General features: G+C 68.8%; 14 protein-coding genes and 1 tRNA gene. 5 read left to right on the top strand and 10 right to left on the bottom strand.

Annotation, left to right across the window (positions count from 1 at the left end):
• Positions 1-5: 5 nt before the first annotated feature.
• The 5 genes from OHB23_RS04460 to OHB23_RS04440 form a co-directional block, all read right to left on the bottom strand.
• The gene (locus OHB23_RS04460; protein ID WP_222637829.1) at positions 6-1,493 is read right to left on the bottom strand and encodes a penicillin-binding transpeptidase domain-containing protein; all 1,488 of its coding nucleotides are present in this window, start codon (positions 1,491-1,493) and stop codon (positions 6-8) included.
• Positions 1,490-2,974, bottom strand: coding sequence for an FtsW/RodA/SpoVE family cell cycle protein (locus OHB23_RS04455; RefSeq protein ID WP_222650098.1), 1,485 nt, complete (start codon positions 2,972-2,974; stop codon positions 1,490-1,492). The genes OHB23_RS04460 and OHB23_RS04455 overlap by 4 nt, the downstream gene beginning before the upstream one ends.
• Positions 2,974-4,434, bottom strand: a complete 1,461-nt coding sequence (locus tag OHB23_RS04450) for a PP2C family protein-serine/threonine phosphatase (protein WP_328810968.1) — start codon at positions 4,432-4,434, stop codon at positions 2,974-2,976. The genes OHB23_RS04455 and OHB23_RS04450 overlap by 1 nt, the downstream gene beginning before the upstream one ends.
• Complete coding sequence (locus OHB23_RS04445) at positions 4,431-4,892, bottom strand: FHA domain-containing protein FhaB/FipA (protein WP_027505924.1); 462 nt, start codon at positions 4,890-4,892, stop codon at positions 4,431-4,433. Before OHB23_RS04445 ends, OHB23_RS04450 begins: the two co-directional genes overlap by 4 nt.
• A 138-nt stretch (positions 4,893-5,030) precedes the next feature.
• Complete coding sequence (locus tag OHB23_RS04440; protein WP_328810967.1) at positions 5,031-6,680, bottom strand: FhaA domain-containing protein; 1,650 nt, start codon at positions 6,678-6,680, stop codon at positions 5,031-5,033.
• A 275-nt stretch (positions 6,681-6,955) separates the two neighbouring features.
• Between OHB23_RS04440 and OHB23_RS04435 the strand changes: the two genes are divergently transcribed.
• The 3 genes from OHB23_RS04435 to OHB23_RS04425 all read left to right on the top strand — a co-directional run bounded on the left by OHB23_RS04435 (position 6,956) and on the right by OHB23_RS04425 (position 13,546).
• Positions 6,956-7,041, top strand: a tRNA-Leu gene (locus OHB23_RS04435).
• A 444-nt stretch (positions 7,042-7,485) separates the two neighbouring features.
• Positions 7,486-12,087, top strand: coding sequence for a glutamate synthase large subunit (gene gltB, locus OHB23_RS04430; protein ID WP_222632497.1), 4,602 nt, complete (start codon positions 7,486-7,488; stop codon positions 12,085-12,087).
• The gene (locus OHB23_RS04425) at positions 12,080-13,546 is read left to right on the top strand and encodes a glutamate synthase subunit beta (protein ID WP_027505921.1); all 1,467 of its coding nucleotides are present in this window, start codon (positions 12,080-12,082) and stop codon (positions 13,544-13,546) included. Before gltB ends, OHB23_RS04425 begins: the two co-directional genes overlap by 8 nt.
• Positions 13,547-13,624: 78 nt before the next feature.
• On the opposite strand, the gene OHB23_RS04420 is transcribed toward OHB23_RS04425, so the two are convergent.
• Positions 13,625-15,136: an MFS transporter gene (locus OHB23_RS04420; RefSeq protein WP_027505920.1), complete on the bottom strand. Its 1,512-nt coding sequence runs from the start codon at positions 15,134-15,136 to the stop codon at positions 13,625-13,627.
• Between the two features lie 114 nt (positions 15,137-15,250).
• On the opposite strand from OHB23_RS04420, the gene OHB23_RS04415 reads away from it, so the two are divergent.
• Complete coding sequence (locus OHB23_RS04415) at positions 15,251-16,117, top strand: NAD(P)-dependent oxidoreductase (protein WP_328810966.1); 867 nt, start codon at positions 15,251-15,253, stop codon at positions 16,115-16,117.
• A 97-nt stretch (positions 16,118-16,214) separates the two neighbouring features.
• Positions 16,215-16,499 (top strand): putative quinol monooxygenase, encoded by a 285-nt coding sequence (locus OHB23_RS04410; protein ID WP_027505918.1) that lies wholly within the window; start codon positions 16,215-16,217, stop codon positions 16,497-16,499.
• Between the two features lies 1 nt (position 16,500).
• Here the strand turns inward: OHB23_RS04410 and OHB23_RS04405 are convergent, their stop codons facing one another.
• The 4 genes from OHB23_RS04405 to OHB23_RS04390 all read right to left on the bottom strand — a co-directional run bounded on the left by OHB23_RS04405 (position 16,501) and on the right by OHB23_RS04390 (position 19,778).
• The gene (locus tag OHB23_RS04405) at positions 16,501-18,093 is read right to left on the bottom strand and encodes a phage infection protein (protein WP_328810965.1); all 1,593 of its coding nucleotides are present in this window, start codon (positions 18,091-18,093) and stop codon (positions 16,501-16,503) included.
• An 87-nt stretch (positions 18,094-18,180) separates the two neighbouring features.
• Entirely contained in the window at positions 18,181-18,798 is a 618-nt protein-coding gene (locus OHB23_RS04400) for a histidine phosphatase family protein (RefSeq protein WP_027505916.1), read from the bottom strand.
• A 19-nt stretch (positions 18,799-18,817) separates the two neighbouring features.
• Positions 18,818-19,216 carry an MmcQ/YjbR family DNA-binding protein gene (locus OHB23_RS04395; RefSeq protein ID WP_328810964.1) on the bottom strand — a complete coding sequence of 133 codons (399 nt, stop codon included), beginning with the start codon at positions 19,214-19,216 and terminating at the stop codon, positions 18,818-18,820.
• 22 nt (positions 19,217-19,238) lie between these two features.
• Positions 19,239-19,778 carry a GNAT family N-acetyltransferase gene (locus tag OHB23_RS04390; RefSeq protein WP_328810963.1) on the bottom strand — a complete coding sequence of 180 codons (540 nt, stop codon included), beginning with the start codon at positions 19,776-19,778 and terminating at the stop codon, positions 19,239-19,241.

Raw genomic sequence — 19,778 nt, 5'->3', positions numbered from 1 at the left:
GGGGCTCACCTCCCCTGCAATCCGGCGCCGAGCACTGCTCTCGCCACTGGTGCCGCGACGGACCCACCGGTGGCGGCGAGTGCGCGGTCACCACCGTTCTCGACGATGACCGCGATGGCGATCTTCGGGTCCTGTGCCGGCGCGAACGCGATGTACCAGGCGTGCGGAGGGGTGTTGCGCGGATCGCTGCCGTGCTCGGCGGTGCCGGTCTTGGATGCGATCTGCACCCCCGCGATCTTGCCCTCGCCGCCGGAGTTGTTCTCCGAGCCGACCATCAGATCGGTGAGCGTGGACGCGACCTCGGGAGAGATCGACTGGCCCAGTGACGTGGGCTCGGTGGTGTCGAGGGTCGACAGATCCGGACCCTGCAGCTGGGCCACCATGTGCGGCGCCATGCGCACGCCACCGTTCGCGATGGTGGCGGCGATCTCGGCGTTCTGCAGCGGTGTCAGTGCGACGTCGCGCTGGCCGATGCTGCTCTGACCGAGGGCGGCGTCGTCCGGGATCTCCCCGACGGTGCTGTCGGCGACCGGGATCGGCACGGCCTGGTTCGCCTCGCCGATGCCGAACGCGGACGCGGTGTCCTTGACGTTCTGGGTGCCGGCGTCGATACCGAGTTCCACGAAGGCGGTGTTGCACGAGCGCGCGAACGCCTCGCGCAACGACGCGGTGGCGCCGCCGCCGCACGTGGAGCCGTTGTAGTTCTCGAGCGTCGTCGACGTGTCGGGCAGCGTGATGGTCGGCGCCGCCGTGAGCTGGGTGTCCGGGGTGGAGCCGGCCGCCAGCGCCGCCGCGGTGACGACCACCTTGAACGTCGAACCGGGCGGGTAGGTCTGGGAGACCGCGCGGTTGACCAGGGGCTCGCCCGGATCGCTGCTCAGTCGCTCCCACGCCTGCGTCGACGTCTCGCCGTCGTGCGTCGCGAGCTCGTTGGGGTCGTAGCTCGGCGTGCTCACCATCGTCAGGATCTTGCCGGTGGACGGCTCGATGGCCACGACGGAGCCGGTGTAGCCCTTCGACGTCAACTGGTCGTAGGCGACCTGCTGCATCACCGGATCGATCGTGGTGACGACGTTGCCGCCGCGGGGGTCGCGACCGGAGAGCAGGTCGAAGAACCGCTTGCCGAACAGTCGGTTGTCCGAGCCGTTCAACACTGCGTCCTCGGACCGTTCGAGAGCGGTGCTCGAGTACAGCATCGAGTAGAAGCCGGTGACCGGTGCGTTGGCGGCCGGGCTGGACGGTGCCGCGGGGTTGGCGGGGTACGTCCGCAGGTACTTGTAGCGATCGTCCGTCGCGACGGAGGCCGCGAGCACCTGGCCGCCGCTCGAGATCTGCCCACGCTGGCGTGCGTACTCGTCGAGCAGCACCCGCGAGTTCCGCGGATCCGTTCGGAGGTCGTCCGCCTTGATGACCTGGACGTACGTCGCGTTGGCGAGCAGGACGACGATCATCGCCATGACGCCGATGGCGACTCTGCGAAGAGGTGTGTTCACGGGCGCTTCACCACCTCGGTGGGAGCGTCACCGATCGGAGCCGCCGGTCCGCGTCTCTGCGGCACGACGGGCGCCCGCGCGGCGTCCGAGATCTTGATGAGCAGGGCGACCAGAGCGTAGTTCGCGAGCAGCGAGGATCCTCCGTAGGACATGAACGGTGTGGTGAGACCGGTGAGCGGGATGAGCTTGGTGACGCCGCCGACGACGACGAACAGCTGCACCGCGATGGTGACGGACAGTCCGGCGGCGAGCAGCTTGCCGAAACTGTCGCGCACCGCGAGGGCGGTGCGCAGCCCGCGCAGCACGAAGACCAGATAGAGCATCAACACGGCGGCCAGGCCGATGAGGCCGAGCTCCTCGCCGATGGTCGCGATGATGAAGTCGGTGCTCGCGAACGGCACCTGCGACGGCCGGCCACTGCCGAGCCCGGTACCGCCCATGCCGCCGGTCGCCAGACCGAAGAGCGACTGCGAGATCTGATAGCCGGTGTCGTTGTAGTCCGCGAACGGATCCAGCCACGTGTCGGTGCGGATCTTCACGTGCCCGAAGAACTGGTACGCGAGCAGGAAGCCGAGCAGGAGCAGCGCTACACCCACGACGATCCAGCCGACGCGCTCGGTGGCGACGTAGATCATCACCAGGACCGTGCAGTAGATCAGCAGCGACGTGCCGAGATCCTTCTCGAACACCAGGACGCCGATGGACACGATCCACGCGACGACGATGGGGCCGAGATCGCGGGCGCGCGGGAAGTCCATGCCGAGCACGTGCTTGCCCGCGGTGGTGAAGAGCTCGCGCTTCGCCACGAGCACCGAGGCGAAGAAGATGAGCAGCAGGATCTTCGAGAACTCACCGGGTTGGATGCTGAAGCCGGGCAACCGGATCCAGATCTTCGAGCCGTTGACCTCGGACAACGAGGAGGGCAGGACGGCCGGCAGGGCCAGGAACACCAGACCGCCGAGGCCCAGGGTGTAGCCGTACCGCGCGAGGGTGCGGTAGTCGCGGACCAGCACGAGGACAGCGATGAACCCGGCGATGCCCAGGGCCGTCCACAGCACCTGCTGCGTGGCGTCGGCCGACGGCTCCTCGATGCCGAGGTACACCGCCGACTGCTGCGCCGCGAGGTCGAGCCGGTGGATGAGCACCAGTCCGAGCCCGTTCAGCATGGCGACGACCGGGAGCAGCAGCGGATCCGCGTGGGTGGCGAATCGACGGACCGCGGCGTGGGCGACCGCGAACATCGCGAGGTAGGCGAGGCCGTACTTCGCCAGGTCCCAGGTGATGGCCTGCTCCTGGCTCGCCTCGACGAGCACCAGCGACACCGTGGTGATGACCGCGGCTGCGCCGAGCAGTGCCGCCTCGACACCGCGTCTCGTCGACTGCGGCGGGGCGGGGGCGAACCCACCGGGCGGGCTGGGGAACGAGGCGGACGACTGGCTGGGGGTGGGCCGGTTCGGGGTCGGCAGGTTCGGAGCGGACATCACGAACCCGTCCTGCAGGTCTGGCCCGCCACCAGCGTCGGCGTCGGTGCCGGGGTGGGCTCGATCGTGGTGGTCACGGGAGCCGCCGGATCGACGGGCACCGCCGGGTCCGGAGCGGGCGGTGCGGCCGTGGGAGCAGGCGTGGCCTCGGGAGTGGCGCTCGGCGTGGTGGTGGTGCTCGCCGGCGGCGTGCACGGGGGCAGCAGGTCACCGGACGCGAGTCGCGCCACCTGGGTGCGCGCGTCGTCGAGGGTGCCCGACGGCAGACCCGAGCGCACCTGTTCGCGTGCCGAGGGCTGGAGATCGTCGACACCCAGGATCGTGCAGTCGGCATCGCCGGGAGCGCGCAGCTCGACCGTCGCGTCCTCGGTGGCCGTCGCCCCGTCGCGTACGCAGCCGACCAGATCGACCTCCTGCAGCGAGAAGCCGAGCACCGAACCGGAGACTCCGCGCATCACCACCACGCGACCGTCGTCGGTTCCGACGTAGTAGTTACGTTGCAGCAGTTGCCATCCCACGACGAGACCGACGACGAGAAGGGCGACCACGCCGAGGCCGGCGAGTGACCACCGGAGCTTGTGCGACTTCTTCTCCGGCACGGGCGGCGGTGCCACGACACGTTTCGGGGTGGTGCGGGGCGGCCGCATGGCGGCGGCGCGGCCGGCTGCCGTGTTCGGCGGCGGCGCGTCCTCCTCGTCGGACATCGACGCGGCTCCGGCGAGAATGGGGTGCGACTGGCCGTAGTCCAGATCGATGACGTCGGCGACGACGACGGTGACGTTGTCGGGGCCACCGCTGCGCAGCGCCAGCTCGATGAGCCGATCGGCGCACTCGTCGTTCTCGCCCTCGCGGAGCGTGTCGGCGATGGTCTCGCTGCTGACGACGTCGGACAGGCCGTCCGAGCACAGGAGATACCGATCCCCGGCGCGGGCCTCCCGCACCGTGAGCGTCGGCTCGATCTCGTTACCGGTGAGCGCGCGCATGATGAGCGACCGCTGCGGGTGCGAGTGCGCCTGCTCGGCCGTGATCCGGCCCTCGTCGACCAGGGATTGGACGAACGTGTCGTCTCGCGTGATCTGCGTCAGCTCGTCGTCGCGCAGCAGGTAGGCACGCGAGTCGCCGATGTGGACGAGCCCGATCTTTCTGCCGCCGAACAGGATCGCCGTCAGGGTCGTGCCCATGCCGTCGAGCTCGGGATCCTCCTCGACCTGCTCGGCGATGGTGGCGTTGCCCTCGCGCGTCGCCCGTTCGAGCTTGCCCAGGAGATCGTCTCCCGGCTCGTCGTCGTCGAGGTGGGCGAGCGCCGCGATCATGAGCTGGGACGCGACCTCACCGGCGGCGTGCCCTCCCATGCCGTCGGCGAGAGCGAGCAGGCGCGCACCGGCGTAGACCGAGTCCTCGTTGTTGGATCGCACGAGACCGCGATCGCTGCGCGCGGCGTAGCGGAGAACCAGTGTCACGGGCGCAGCTCGATCACGGTCTTGCCGACGCGGACGGGCGTGCCCAGCGGGACGCGCACCGCCGTCGTGACCTTGGCCCGGTCGAGGTAGGTGCCGTTGGTCGAACCGAGATCCTCGACGTACCAGTCACCCCCGCGAGGAGACAGCCGTGCGTGGCGCGTGGACGCGTAGTCGTCGGTGAGGACCAACGTCGAGTCGTCCGCCCGACCCATGAGGACCGGCTGCGACCCGAGCGTGATGCGGGTACCGGCCAGCGAACCCTGCGTGACCACCAGCTGCTTGGCCACCTTCGCCTTGCGGCCCTGCAGCGACACCGGTGACGTGCGGGAGCGCGGTGCCACGCGCAGCCCGGAGGCCGCATAGATGTCCGACCGCAGGGTGCGCAGCACTGCCCAGACGAACAACCACAGGATCAGGAGGAAGCCAGCTCGAGTGAGCTGCAGAATCAATCCCTGCACAGCGTGTCACCTCCTCGTGTCACCAGAAGCCGGGTCACGGCTTTCTCGGTCGCCCGGGGACGTCCCGTCTCGGAGCATCATAAGGGCAGGCGCCGACGGCCGGTGTCGGCCGTCGCACCCGTCGCCGGTCCGGTCGTGTCAGACGATGCGGACGAGGATCTCCGAATGTCCGGCGCGGACGATGTCGCCGTCGGCCAGCTGCCAGTCCTGGACCGGTGCACCGTTCACGGTCGTGCCGTTGGTGGAACCCAGGTCGGACAGCATGGCCACCCGGCCGTCCCAGCGGATCTCGAAGTGCCGACGCGAGACGCCGGTGTCGGGGAGCCGGAACTGGGCCTCCTGGCCGCGACCGACGACGTTGCCGCCCTCGCGCAGCTGGTAGTGACGGCCGCTGCCGTCCTCGAGCTGCAGGGTGGCGGCGAGCCCGCGAGACGCGGCCGGGCGGTCGTAGTCGTCCCCGTCCGCGACCTGCTGGTAGCCCTGTGTGGCCGGCTGGTCGTACGCCGCCGCAGCGCCGTACGCCCGCGGCTGTGCGGCCTGGCCACCGTCGGCGTAACCGCGCTGGTCGTAGTCGCCGTACGCCTGCTGACGGTCCTGACCGTGCAGGTCCTGACCGTGCTGGTCGTAGCCCGATCGGTCGTAGCCGCCCTGGTCGTAGCCGCGCTGGTCGTACCCGCCCTGGTCGTACCCGCGCTGGTCGTAACCACCCTGGTCGTAACCGCGCTGGTCATAGCCGCCCTGGTCGTACCCGCGCTGGTCGTACCCGCCCTGGTCGTAGCCCTGCTGGCCGTAGGCGCGGGGATCGGGTCCACCCTGGTCGTACTGAGGACGGCCGTGACCGCGCGGATCCGCCGCCGGCTGTCCGTAGGCCTGGCGGTCGTACGGCTGCTGAGCGGGAGGCTGCTGGCCGTAGGCACGCGAGTCGTAGGGGGCGCGGTTCTGCGGCTGGCGTCCGTAACCCTGGTCGTAGCCGCCCTGCTCGTGACCCTGCTGGTCGTACCCGGCCTGGCCGTACCCCTGCTGGTCGTACCCGGCCTGGCCGTAGCCCTGCTGATCGTGACCCTGTCCGTACGGTGCGCGTCCGTATCCGCTCTGCTCCTGACCGGCGGGCGGGCGGCCGTAGCCGCGGGCGTCCTGCTCGGAGTCGCCGTACGCGCGGGGCGGGCGCACCCGATTCTCCGCCGCCGGGTCGACGCGGCCCGACGCCTCGGGGTCGTACGCCTCGGACGGGTACGCGCTGCCGTTGCGGGGGGCACGGGCGGCGACGCCCGATGCGGGCCGATCGTTGTCGCGGTCGGGCTCGTCGCCCTGGTTCTGAGTCCCTGAGTTCTGGGTCATGGGGCCGGCTCCTGATGTCGACGACGGTCGGTCTTGTGCAGTGGACTGGTGAGGTGGAGCGCTCTGCTGGGGTGACGCGTCGGGATCGACTGTTCCCGACGTGCGGAACTGTCCCGTGTGCAGTGTGGTGGACGGTTCGAAGCGGACCACCACGCGCCCGTACGTCTGCCATCCCTGGTCGGTGATGAAGTCCTGGAGATGGCGTGAGAAGGCGCGAGTGGTGAGGTCGTGGTCGGACGCGAGCCTGTCGTGATCCGACGGGCTGATGGTGATGACGTAGGCGTTGGGTGCCAGCAGATGTCCGCCGTCCAGCGTGCGGACCGACATGGTGGCCTCCTGCTGGAGGGCCGCCTCGACCTCCTGCGGCACCACACCGCCACCGAAGACGCGAGCGAAGGCGTCACCGACAGCACTCTGCAGCTTTCTCTCGAATCGCTGAACCACTCCCACGACACCCTCCTTCTCCGTCTTCGTCGGTACTGCGTCTCACATCGGTACTGCGTCCGTGCGTCGGAGACTCATGATGCTGGAACCGTCCCCGAGGCGTCCACGCCGCCGACGTCCGCGCAGGCCGTGCGGCCTCGCGTGTCCTTCCGTCGTGCGACTACCGATCCATGCTATACGCCCGGAACCGGTTCCCGGCCCCGCCTCGGGACCGGAAACCCGGACCGACGGTATGGATTTCTGCCCGAGTGACGGGTCGTGTTAATCTCGTCCCGTCGCTCGGGCGAGTGGCGGAATGGCAGACGCGCTGGCTTCAGGTGCCAGTGTCCTTCGGGACGTGGGGGTTCAAGTCCCCCTTCGCCCACCACACTGGCCGTAGCCGAGAAATCGCTACGGCCAGTAGTCTTTCATCGGACGTACGTCTCGGTGTGAGATCTCCGACGTCGAGCTCGTGCGCTCCCGGAGTATTCTCGTGAACGAACGCCGAGGTACCGCGCAACGTCGCGCACACACCCACACCGCCGGGGGAACGACCAGGTCAGGCCCGAATGAGGATGCCCTGATTTGTGAATTCGACCGGTTCCTGACTTATCGTTCAGCTGCGGGGTCGACCCACAAGGATCGCCCCTGCCCGAAAACACTCGGTCACCACCTCGGAACGGATCGTTGTCCGAGAGTGGCCGGAGCCCCATCGGAGTGCGTGTTCAACGGTGAACCCGCTCTCGCATCGCCCCGCGGTGGCTCGCGTCGAATCTCGGACGTGGCCGCGCTCTCGCGGATCTTGGCTCGACTCGTCAGTTAGGCAAGACACATGCAGCTTCCCGGACACCGGTACCCATCAGCGCGCGGCCTCTACGATCCCGCCAACGAACACGACTCCTGCGGTGTCGCGTTCGTGGTCGACATGCACGGCCGACGGAGCCGCGACATCGTCGACAAGGCGATCACGGCGCTGATCAATCTCGAACACCGCGGCGCTGCGGGTGCCGAGCCCAACACGGGTGACGGTGCCGGCATCCTGATCCAGGTCCCGGACGCGTTCTACCGCGCCGTGGTCGACTTCGATCTGCCGCCCGAGGGTTCCTATGCCACCGGTATCGCGTTCCTCCCGCAGGCGCGCGCCGCGTCCGCCGAGGCTGTCGCCGGTGTCGAGCGTGTCGTGACCGAGGAGGGCCTCGAGGTTCTCGGCTGGCGCGACATCGAGACGGACGACGCCTCCCTGGGCGCGCTGGCGCGCGACGCCATGCCGACGTTCCGCCAGCTGTTCGTCGCCGCTCCCGACCGTGCACTGTCCGGCATCGATCTCGAGCGCCGCGCGTTCGTCGTGCGCAAGCGCGTCGAGCACGAACTCGGCCTCGAAGGCCCCGGCAAGGACGGTCCCGGACGCGAGTCCGTGTACTTCCCGTCGCTGTCGCCCTCGACCATCGTCTACAAGGGCATGCTCACGACGCCGCAGCTGCGAGGCTTCTACCTCGATCTGCAGGACGAGCGCGTCGTCAGTGCCCTCGGTCTGGTGCACTCGCGCTTCTCCACCAACACGTTCCCCTCGTGGCCGCTGGCACACCCGTTCCGCCGTGTCGCGCACAACGGTGAGATCAACACCGTCACCGGCAACGAGAACTGGATGCGTGCCCGCGAGGCCCTCATCGAGTCGGACGTCTTCGGTGGCCCGGAGAAGCTCGAGAAGATCTTCCCGGTGAACACGCACGGAGCGTCGGACACCGCGCGTTTCGACGAGGTGCTGGAGTTCCTGCACCTCGGCGGTCGCAGCCTGCCGCACGCCGTGCTGATGATGATCCCCGAGGCGTGGGAGCACCACGACAAGATGGATCCGGCTCGCCGGGCGTTCTACCAGTACCACTCGACTCTGATGGAGCCGTGGGACGGACCGGCGTCGGTGTGCTTCACCGACGGCACCGTCATCGGCGCGGTCCTCGACCGCAACGGCCTGCGTCCGAGCCGTCTCTGGGTCACCGAGGACGGCCTGGTCATCATGGCGTCCGAGGTCGGCGTCCTCGACATCGAGCCGTCGAAGATCGTGCGCAAGGTCCGCCTGCAGCCCGGTCGCATGTTCCTGGTGGACACCGCGCAGGGCCGCATCGTCAGCGACGACGAGATCAAGGACGAGCTCGCCGCCGAGCACCCCTACCAGGAGTGGCTCGACGAGGGTCTCGTCGAGATCGACGACCTGCCCGAGCGCCCGCACGTCCACATGACGCACGACCGCGTGCTGATCCGTCAGCAGATCTTCGGGTACACCACCGAGGAACTGACCATGCTGGTCGCTCCCATGGCCAAGGCGGGCGCCGAGGCCATCGGGTCCATGGGCACCGACACGCCCGTCGCCGTGCTCTCGAACCGCCCGCGCATGCTGTTCGACTACTTCTCCCAGCTGTTCGCCCAGGTGACGAATCCGCCCCTGGACGCCATCCGGGAAGAGGTGGTCACCAGCCTCGGCGGCACCATCGGTCCCGAGCGAGATCTCCTGCAGCCCAGTGCCGAAGCATGCCGGCAGATCGTGCTGAAGTCCCCGATCCTGCACAACGACGAGCTGGCCAAGCTGGTCCACATCAACGACGACGGCACCCAGGACGGACTGCGCTCCGTGGTGGTCCGCGGCCTCTACCCGGTCGCCGAAGGCGGTGAGGGACTACGTCGTTCGCTCGAGATCATTCGTTCGCAGGTCTCCGCGGCGATCGACGGCGGCGCGCGCATCGTCATCCTGTCCGACCGCGAGTCGAGCGAGCGGCTGGCACCGATCCCGTCGCTGCTGCTGACCTCGGCCGTGCATCACCACCTCGTCCGAGAGAAGACCCGCACCAAGGTGGGGCTGATCGTCGAGGCCGGTGACGCCCGCGAGGTCCACCACATGGCCACCCTCGTCGGCTTCGGTGCCGCAGCGGTCAACCCCTACATGGCGTTCGAGTCGATCGAGGACATGATCGATCGCGACACCCTGCAGGGCATCGACTACGACAGTGCCGTCAAGAACTACATCAAGGCCGCCGGCAAGGGCGTGCTGAAGGTGATGTCGAAGATGGGCATCTCGACGCTCGCCTCGTACACCGGCGCCCAGCTGTTCCAGGTCATCGGCCTGTCGCAGGCCCTGGTCGACGAGTACTTCTACGGCGTGCAGTCGCCGCTCGGCGGCATCGACCTCGACCAGATCGCGGCCGACGTCGCGGTGCGTCACGGAGTGGCATACCTGGACAACAAGTTCGAGCGCGCGCACCGCGAGCTCGAGACGGGCGGCGAGTACCAGTGGCGCCGCGAGGGCGAGTACCACCTGTTCAACCCGGACACGGTGTTCAAGCTTCAGCATGCGACCCGCACCGGTCAGTACTCCGTGTTCAAGGAGTACACCCGCATGGTGGACGACCAGTCCGAGCGGCTCGCGTCGCTGCGCGGCCTGTTTCGCTTCAAGACCGAGGGTCGCACCCCGATCCCGATCGACGAGGTCGAGTCGGCACGCGACATCGTCAAGCGTTTCTCCACGGGTGCGATGAGCTACGGCTCCATCTCGGCCGAGGCGCACGAGACGCTGGCCATCGCGATGAACCGCCTCGGTGGTCGCTCGAACTCGGGTGAGGGCGGCGAGGACACCGCACGCTTCCTCCCCGACGAGAACGGTGACTGGCGTCGTTCGGCCATCAAGCAGGTCGCGTCGGGTCGTTTCGGTGTCACGTCGAACTATCTGACCAACTGCACCGACATCCAGATCAAGATGGCGCAGGGCGCCAAGCCCGGTGAGGGCGGCCAGCTTCCGGCGCACAAGGTGTACCCGTGGGTGGCCGAGGTGCGTCATTCGACGCCGGGTGTCGGCCTCATCTCGCCGCCCCCGCACCACGACATCTACTCGATCGAGGATCTGGCTCAGCTGATCCACGACCTGAAGAACGCCAACCCGTCGGCGCGCATCCACGTGAAGCTCGTCTCCGAGGTCGGTGTCGGTACGGTCGCCGCCGGTGTCTCCAAGGCGCACGCGGACGTGGTGCTCATCTCGGGCCACGACGGCGGCACGGGCGCCACCCCGTTGACGTCGGTCAAGCACGCCGGCGCACCGTGGGAGCTCGGCCTGGCCGAGACCCAGCAGACGTTGCTGCTCAACGGTCTTCGCGATCGCATCGTGGTGCAGGTCGACGGTCAGCTCAAGACCGGTCGCGACGTCATGGTCGCCGCGCTGCTCGGTGGTGAGGAGTTCGGCTTCGCCACCGCGCCGCTGGTGGTCTCGGGCTGCATCATGATGCGCGTCTGCCACCTCGACACCTGCCCGGTGGGCGTGGCGACGCAGAACCCACTGCTGCGCAAGCGGTTCGCCGGTCAGCCGGAGTTCGTCGAGAACTTCTTCCTGTACATCGCCGAGGAGGTCCGCGAGTACCTCGCGGAGTTCGGTTTCCGCACGCTCGACGAGGCCATCGGCCAGGTCGCGCTGCTGGACACCACCGCGGCGAAGGATCACTGGAAGGCGTCGAAGCTCGATCTGTCGCCGATCCTGGACGTCGCGGAGTCGGCGTTCATGAACCAGGATCTCTACTGCACCGGCACGCAGGACCACGCACTGGACAAGGCTCTCGACCAGCAACTCATCGCGCAGAGCCGCGAGGCACTGGACAAGGGCGAGAAGGTCGAGTTCTCGACGCGGATCACCAACGTGAACCGCACCGTGGGCACGATGCTCGGCCACGAGGTCACCAAGGCGTACGGCGAGGACGGTCTGCCGGAAGGCACGATCGACATCACCTTCACCGGATCGGCCGGTAACAGCTTCGGAGCGTTCGTGCCCAAGGGCATGACGCTGCGACTGCAGGGCGACGCCAACGACTTCGTCGGCAAGGGTCTGTCCGGTGGGCGGATCGTCGTACGCCCGTCGCTCCAGGCCAACTCGAGCTTCGTCGCCGAGAACAACATCATCGCCGGCAACGTGATCCTCTTCGGTGCCACCGAGGGTGAGGCGCTCATCCGCGGTGTCGTCGGTGAGCGGTTCGCCGTCCGTAACTCGGGCGCCGTCGCGGTGGTCGAGGGTGTCGGTGACCACGGGTGCGAGTACATGACCGGTGGCAAGGTCGTCATTCTCGGCGAGACCGGCCGCAACTTCGGTGCCGGCATGTCCGGCGGTGTGGCGTTCGTCTTCGACCCGAACTCGACGTTCGAGGACAACCTGAACACCGAGCTCGTCGACATCGAGGAGCTCCAGGGTGACGAGTTCGCGTGGCTCAAGGATGCGATCACGCGGCATCGTGACGAGACCGGGTCCGAGGTCGCCGAGCGCATCCTCGCGGACTGGTCGCAGCAGGTCAATCACTTCGTGAAGGTGATGCCCCGCGACTACAAGAAGGTACTGCTCGCGATCTCCGAGGCCGAGAAGAACGGCGCGGACGTGGACGAGGCGATCATGGAGGCAGCTCGTGGGTGATCCACAAGGATTTCTGAAGAACACGTCGCGGGAGCTCCCGTCGCGGCGTCCCGTCGACCTGCGCCTGATGGACTGGAAGGAGGTGTACGAGGACTTCTCCACGGACACCCTCCGCACCCAGGCCAGCCGGTGCATGGACTGTGGCATTCCGTTCTGCCACAACGGGTGCCCGCTCGGGAATCTGATTCCCGAGTGGAACGACCTGGTGTACAAGGACCGGTGGCGCGAGAGCATCGACCGGTTGCACGCCACCAACAACTTCCCGGAGTTCACGGGCCGGCTGTGCCCGGCTCCGTGTGAGGCGTCGTGCGTCCTGGGCATCAACCAGGACCCGGTGACCATCAAGCAGGTCGAGGTCGAGATCATCGATCGCGCCTTCGACGAGGGATGGGTCCAGCCCGTCTACCCGACGTACCTCACCGGCAAGAAGGTGGCCGTCGTCGGTTCCGGTCCCGCGGGTCTCGCTGCAGCGCAGCAGCTCACGCGTGCCGGCCACACCGTCACCGTGTTCGAGCGAGCGGATCGCATCGGCGGACTCCTGCGCTACGGCATCCCCGAGTTCAAGATGGAGAAGCGCCACATCGATCGCCGGTTGGCGCAGATGGAGGCCGAGGGCACCATCTTCCGAACCGGTGTCAACGTCGGTGTCGACATCACCGCGGACGAGCTCCGAGAGGAGTTCGACTCGGTCGTCCTGTCGGGCGGTGCCACCAAGGCCCGCGACCTCGAGGTCCCCGGCCGCGAGTACGGCGGCATCCATCAGGCGATGGAGTTCCTGCCCTGGGCCAACCGTGTTCAGCTCGGCGACGACGTCGTCGACCAGTACGGCCAGCCGCCCATCACGGCGAAGGGCAAGAAGGTCGTCATCATCGGCGGCGGCGACACCGGCGCGGACTGCCTCGGCACGTCGCACCGTCAGGGCGCGGCCAGCGTCCACCAGTTCGAGATCATGCCCCGCCCGCCGGAGGAGCGCGCCGGATCCACCCCGTGGCCGACGTACCCGCTGGTCTACCGCGTGTCCTCGGCTCACGAGGAGGGTGGCGAGCGCGTCTTCTCCGTCAACACGGAGCGCTTCACGGGCGAGAACGGCATGGTCACCGGACTCGACGCGCACGAGGTCGAGTTCAAGGACGGTCGCTTCGCCAAGGTCGAGGGGTCGGACTTCCACCTCGAGGCCGACATCGTGTTCCTCGCGATGGGCTTCACCGGGCCCGAGAAGCCGGGCCTGCTCACCGATCTCGGAGTGAATCTCAACGAGCGCGGCAACGTGTCGCGGACCGACAAGTGGAACACCAACGTCGACGGTGTCTTCGTGGCCGGCGACATGGGCCGCGGTCAGTCGCTCATCGTGTGGGCCATCGCCGAGGGCCGCTCCTGCGCGTCCGCGGTCGATTCGTTCCTCATGGGAAAGACGGCGCTGCCCGCGCCGATCGTGCCCACCCAGGCACCCCAGCGGTAGCGAGCCCACACACCCGGTACGAACAGAACACCCCCTGCAGCCTGCTGCAGGGGGTGTTCTGTGTCGGGAGTCGGTGCGTCAGCGCGCTCGACGGAACAGGACGGCGGCCGCGCTGCCGGCGATCAGCAGCGTGACGAGCGTGGCCCCGGACGCGGCGACGATGCCGTCCACGTACGCCTCGCGGGCGCGGGACGCGAGGTCGGGCCCGACGTCGGGTGACATCCGGCCGGCTTCGGCCAGGGTGCCGGCGAGCGTGCCGTCTCCGGACGTGTCGGCGGGCCCCAGCACCAGGCGGTACGTGGCCACGCTGATGGAGCCGAGCACGGCGATGCCCAGTGCCCCACCGAGTTCCGCGCCCGTCTCCGACACGGCACCGGCCGCGCCCGCCTTCTCCGGTGCCGCGGTGGCGAGCACCCGATCCGAGCCGAACGTCGTGCCGGTACCCACACCGAACGCAGCGATCACCATGCCGCACAGCAGGATCGCGAGCGTGGCGCCCGACCCGACGTCCGAGGGGAGGGCCACCGCACCGATCACGACGGCACCGACGAACATGACGGAGATGGCGCCGACGAGGATGACGGCCGGCGGGCGGCGCTTCATGATCAGGGGGGCCGTCAGTGAGGCGGTGGCCGTCGCGATCGCCGGGATCAGCGACCACAGTCCCGCCTCGAGGGTGCCGAGCCCCATGACGAGCTGAAGATATTGCGACAGCATCAGATTGAAGCCCGTGATGATGAAGACCGACACGAGGATGACGATCACCGCGACGGAGAAGGCCGGGGTGCGGAACAGGTCGAACTCGATGACGGGGTGCGTGCTCGCGCGTTGACGTCGCACGAACCACCAGCCGACGAGGAGCCCCACCGCGAGCGCGGCGGCCACCTGCCAGTCGAGGCCGTTCTGCGCGGCGTGCTTGAGCGCGTAGACGATACCGAGCATCGCGACGATCGAGGCGCCGACGGCGGGCAGGTCGAAGCGGCCGGGGTTCGGGTTCTTCGCCTCGGGCAGCATCACCGGCGCGGCGATCAGCAGGACCACCATGATCGGGATGTTGATGAGGAACACCGAGCCCCACCAGAAGTACTCGAGCAGCGCGCCCGCGATGACCGGGCCGAACGAGCCACCGCCGGCGAATCCGGCCGTCCAGATTCCGATGGCGACACCGCGCTGCACGGGGTCGACGAAGAGCTTGCGCAGCAACGACAGTGTCGACGGCGCGAGGGTGGCGCCGCCGATCCCGAGAAGCACCCGCGAGGCGATGAGGGCCTCCGGGGTGTGCGAGAAGGCGGCGGCGACGGATGCGATGCCGAAGACGAGCGACCCGATCATGAGCAGCCGACGGGTGCCGATGCGGTCGCCGAGCGAGCCCATCGTGACCAGTAGGCCGGCGAGCATGAAGCTGTAGATGTCGAGGATCCACAGCTGCTGCGAGCTGCTCGGCTGGAGGTCCTCGGTCAGCGAGGGCAGGGCGAGGTACAGGACCGACATGTCCATCGAGACGAGGACGATGGGGACGACGAGGACGGCGAGACCCCACCACTCGCGACGCCCCGCCCGTTCGGTGGCGGGCGTGTCGGTGCTGGTCATGCGTGATCCGTTCGAGAGTGCGTGTGGTGGTGCTCCGTGAGGGGAACACCCTGCATTGCAACACACGGAGCGGGTCGGAAAAGAATCCGCTCCAGCCGGTGAGAGGGAACGAACATGCGGGTGGCAGTACTGGGAACCGGAACGATGGGCGCGGGCATGGCGGGGTCTTTGCTCCGCGACGACCACGGGGTGACGGTGTGGAACCGCAACGCCGATCGCGCGGCGCCGCTGAAGGACCAGGGGGCGACCCTCGCGGACGATCCGGCGGCCTGCGTCGCCGACGCCGACGTGATCGTCACGATGCTCTACGACGAGTCGGCCACCGCGGACACGGCCACCACCTTCCTGTCAGCGGTGAAGGACGGCGCCGTGTGGGTCCAGTCCGCGACCGTCGGTCCGGCCGGCGCCCGACGGCTGGCCGATCTGGCGCAGCACCACGGGGTCGCCTTTCTCGACTGCCCGATGCTGGGGACCAAGGAGCCGGCGGAGTCGGGAAAGCTCACGGCGCTGGCCTCCGGACGCGCCGAGGCGCTCGAGTCGGTGCGCCCGGTGCTCGAGTCGATGACGGTGAAGATCGTGAACGCGGGGACGGAACCCGGCCGGGCGAGTGCGCTCAAACTGGCGTGCAACGCGATGGTGTCCACGCTCACGGCGGCCACGGCGCAGTCCCTCGCGATGGCGTCGGAACTGGGCCTGGAGCCCTCGCTCGTCCTCGAGGCGCTCGACGGTGGTCCGATCAACGCGCCGTACACACAGATGAAGGGCCGCTCGATGATCGAGCGCGACTTCACCCCGTCGTTCGGGATCGACGGCGTGGTCAAGGACGTCGACCTGATGATCGATGCGGTGGATCCGCGCACCTCCCGCCTGCTGCAGGCCGTGCGCAGTGCGTACGTGGACGCGAGCGTCGCGGGGCACGGCGCCGACGATCTGGCGGCCGTCGTCACGGCCTTCGAGAACGACGAGGGGTTCCAGGGCTGAGTCGTCAGGGGGCAGTCGGGCGATAACCGACGCCCGCCGCCGCTCCTCGCCGTACGTTCGGGTGGACCGATGACGAACGAGCGAGACGAGAACGACGATGAGTGATCTGCACGTGGTGGCCACCATTCCGGTGACGGACGGCTTCGACGAGGTGCTGGAGGCGATGCGGCAGTTCGCCGTTCTCACGCGCGAGGAGGACGGCTGCCTGGAGTACGACGTCTACACCTCGAACGCGGCGCCCGACACCATCGTCACCGTCGAGGTGTGGCGGGACCAGGCGGCCCTCGACGGGCACATGGCGTCACCGCACATGGCCGACGTCATGGGTCGCCACGGCGCCAAGCTGGGCGCCCTGGCGATCCACCCGTTGACGCCCGCCTGAGTCAGGCGAGGCGCGGTTCGTCCCGGTAGGCCGCGCGGTCGTCCTCCGGGTCGGACCGGGCGACGAGCGAGTAGACGAGACCGGACACCGCGAGCAGGGCGACCATCACGAGGACGGCGAGCCAGCCGGTCGAGTCCATGGCGTCCGCCGCGATGCGCTCGAGTCCGGCGGCGAGCCACCCGACGGGCGTGAAGGACGCGGCCTTGCCGAAGACGGAGCTGTCGGGCGACCCCACCAGGGCTCCGCCTGCCAGGACCAGCTGGACGAGCAGCAGCACCAGGTTGATCGACTGGCCGACGGCACGGCCGAACGCCATCTGCACGGCGCCCGCCGCGGCGAGGAACGCCGCAGAACCCAGGAACAGGAAGACGATGCCGCCGAGGAGCGAGCCGAAGCTGAGACCGTCGCCGACGAACCAGTAGGAGATACCCGCAGCTGCGGTGACCGCGAGGGCCCCGAGGACGGGTGCGATGCGCGCCACGCGGTCCCGACGCGTCAGCAGGTGCATCAGGCTCACGGCGGCAGCCGCGGCCACGGCCACCAGTGCCGCGAGCAGGTAGTAGTTCGACGGGGTGCTTCCCTGCACGACGAGGGTGGTCTGCGTCTGACCGTTCTCGTCGGTGGTCGTGGTCGCCGCTACTGCGTTGGCCGCGGGCAGCGAGGTCTGCGCGGTCTTCACGTTGGTCTGCAGGCTGCTGACGACGCCGCCGATCGGCTCGATGCCGGTCGTGATCTGGTCGGTGCCCGCCTTGAGCTGCTTGCCGCCGTCGTCGAGCTGGATGATGCCGTCGTTCAGCTGGCCGGCGCCCGTGGAGAGCAGCGCGCTGCCGTCGACGGCAGTGTTCACGCCGGTGACGAACTCACTGGACGGATCGTCGAGCTGGAACGCGAGCAGGGCGGCGCCGTCGCGCAGCTGGTTGATCTGGGAGACGGTGTCGGGGCCGATGCCTTGCGCGTTCAGCGTGTCGATGAGCTCACGCAGCTGCCGTGCCGCGTCGGTGGTGATCGGGTTGTTCAGCACCTCGATGCGGTTCGCGACGTCCGCGATGGACGAGGTGACCTGAGCCTGCTTCTCGCCGAGCGCCAGCAGGGGCGTCGTCAGCTGGTTCACGCCGCCGCTGATCTGCACGGCGCCGTCACCGAGCTGGCCCACTCCGCCCTGCAGCTGCACGAGTCCGCCTGCCAGCTGGGAGTTGCCGTCCGCGAGCTGCTGCGACCCGGAGCGCGCCTGCCCGAGGCCGTCGGAGAGCTGCGTGACTCCGTCGGTGAGCTGCGGCGCCGCGTCGGTCAGCTGAGTGAGTCCACCGCTGAGCAGGCTCAGGGGCAACTGCGTCTGGGTGAGAGCCGAGCGCGTCTTCGCCAGCGGGTCTCCCGCAGCGGGGGTGCCGCCGTCCGTGGCCTCGGAACCGTCTGCCGAGGTGGTGGTCTCGGAACTGCTCTGCGAGGCCAGGGGAACGACGTCGTTCCCGCTGAACGACGCGTAGAGGCCGGCCAGGAGCAGGGGGAGGGCGATCACGAGAACGACGATCACGGGCCGCGACAACGTGGCGACGAGACCCGAACGCGGGGCACCGTGTGCTGAGGGAGAAGTCATGATACTGCTCAGGCTAACCGGTGCCGACGCGCTCGACGGACCGTGCCGAGCGCCGATCGCGCCCGTAATGCCCGGTGACCTGCGCGATTAAGAAGTCGGTGAGGATCGTGCACGGTTCCGGGGGAGCAGATCCCACACGTGCTGCGTCTCGTTCACCGACGCTACCGTACGTCTGCCGCTGCGCGAGAACAGTATTCGCGTGACCGAGACGTAGTCGATCGGGAAGGTCAGAGGCATGGCGGTGCCGAGCAGATCCTGCAGGTGGACGTTGATCACCCCGCCGTGGGCGAAGATCGCGACCGTGTCCTCCGGCTCCGCGTCACGCACCACCGAGGCGATGTCGTCGAACACCCGTCGGCGGAAGGCGTCGGCGTCCACCGCGCTCGGCAGATGCCCGGCCTTGATGCGCTCGAACTCGGCGGGGAACTTCTCGCGCGCTTCCTCGATGGGGAGGTAACCCGGGAAGTCGCGGTCGTACTCCGCCAGACCGTCGAGAACGTCCACCGGGAGTCCGGTGTCCGCGGCGAGCGGTTCCGCGGTCTGCCGGGCGCGCAGTTGTGGACTGCTGACGATGCGCGCGAGCCGATGGGCGCGCAGCCCGTCGGGCACGCGCGCGGCCTGCTCGAGTCCCAGCGGTGCGAGGGCGGGATCGGCATCCGCGTCGGAACGCAGCGGGAGAGCGTGGCGGATCAGCAGCAGTTGCACAGCGGCCACTGTCTCACGGTCACGAGAGCGTTCCGAGTGCTGCCACCAGCCGTGCCGGCGCCGTCCGCCGGAACGACATGTCGAGCAGTTCGTCGACCTCGGTCCAGTCGGGGGTCCCGATCGTCAGGTCGAGTCCCACCCAGCCGCTCGCCGCGGTGTACGCGGGCTCGAAGAATCGCTCGTCGTCCAGCAGCGCCGCTCGCTCGTCGGTGTCGGGCAGGACCTGCAGCGACCGATCCCAGCGGGTGGAGGGGTGATCCCCCTTCACCGTGGCGCCGTAGATCGCGAAGACCCTCGTGGTGCGGAAGTTGGGGCGGCCGTGGGAGACCTTCTCGGTGGCGCCCGGCAGGCGCAGGGCTCGCTCCCGCACCGTGGCCAACAACGGATCGTCGTCGCGGAATCGCACAGGATGCTCCATGACCGAGGAGACTAGGCCCTCGTCATCGAGCCGGGCGGTCGATCGCCATCACCACGTGGTCGGTGGGGTCGATCGGATTGTCCGGGGTGAGGTGGGCCTCGGCGACACGTCGGTACCCGGCCTTTTCGAGCGCCCGCCACGACGCCACGTTGCCCGTGGCCACCGGCACGACGATGCACGTCGCGCTCGGGTACCGCCGCCACGTGTCGGCCGTGAACTCGATCAGCACGCGGGTGCCGAGGCCGTGCCCGACGAGGTGCGCCTCGCCGATGAGGTAGTCGATGGTGACGGCCTCCGCGGGCACCGCCCAGAACGGCGCCAGCTCGTCGACGTACTCCGGGTAGTCGTGCCACCGGGCGCGCTGGAGCAGGCCGACGGGGGTTCCGTCGTCGAGAGCCAGCACATCCTCGGACGGCTCCTCGCCGCGGGCGGACGCTCCGAAGTCGCGGGCGACGGCCTCGGCATTGACCTCGTGGTTCCACCACCGCGCCACGTGCGGGTGCGACAACCAGCGCGCGAGCAGCGGGAAGTCGTCCTCGGTGACCCGCCGGAAGGTGATCAC

Source organism: Rhodococcus sp. NBC_00294, from assembly GCF_036163995.1.
In the GTDB taxonomy this organism is placed as follows: Bacteria; Actinomycetota; Actinomycetes; order Mycobacteriales; family Mycobacteriaceae; genus Rhodococcoides.
Note: the sequence above shows the minus strand (reverse complement) of the source record. Positions and strands in the feature narration are given on the sequence as shown.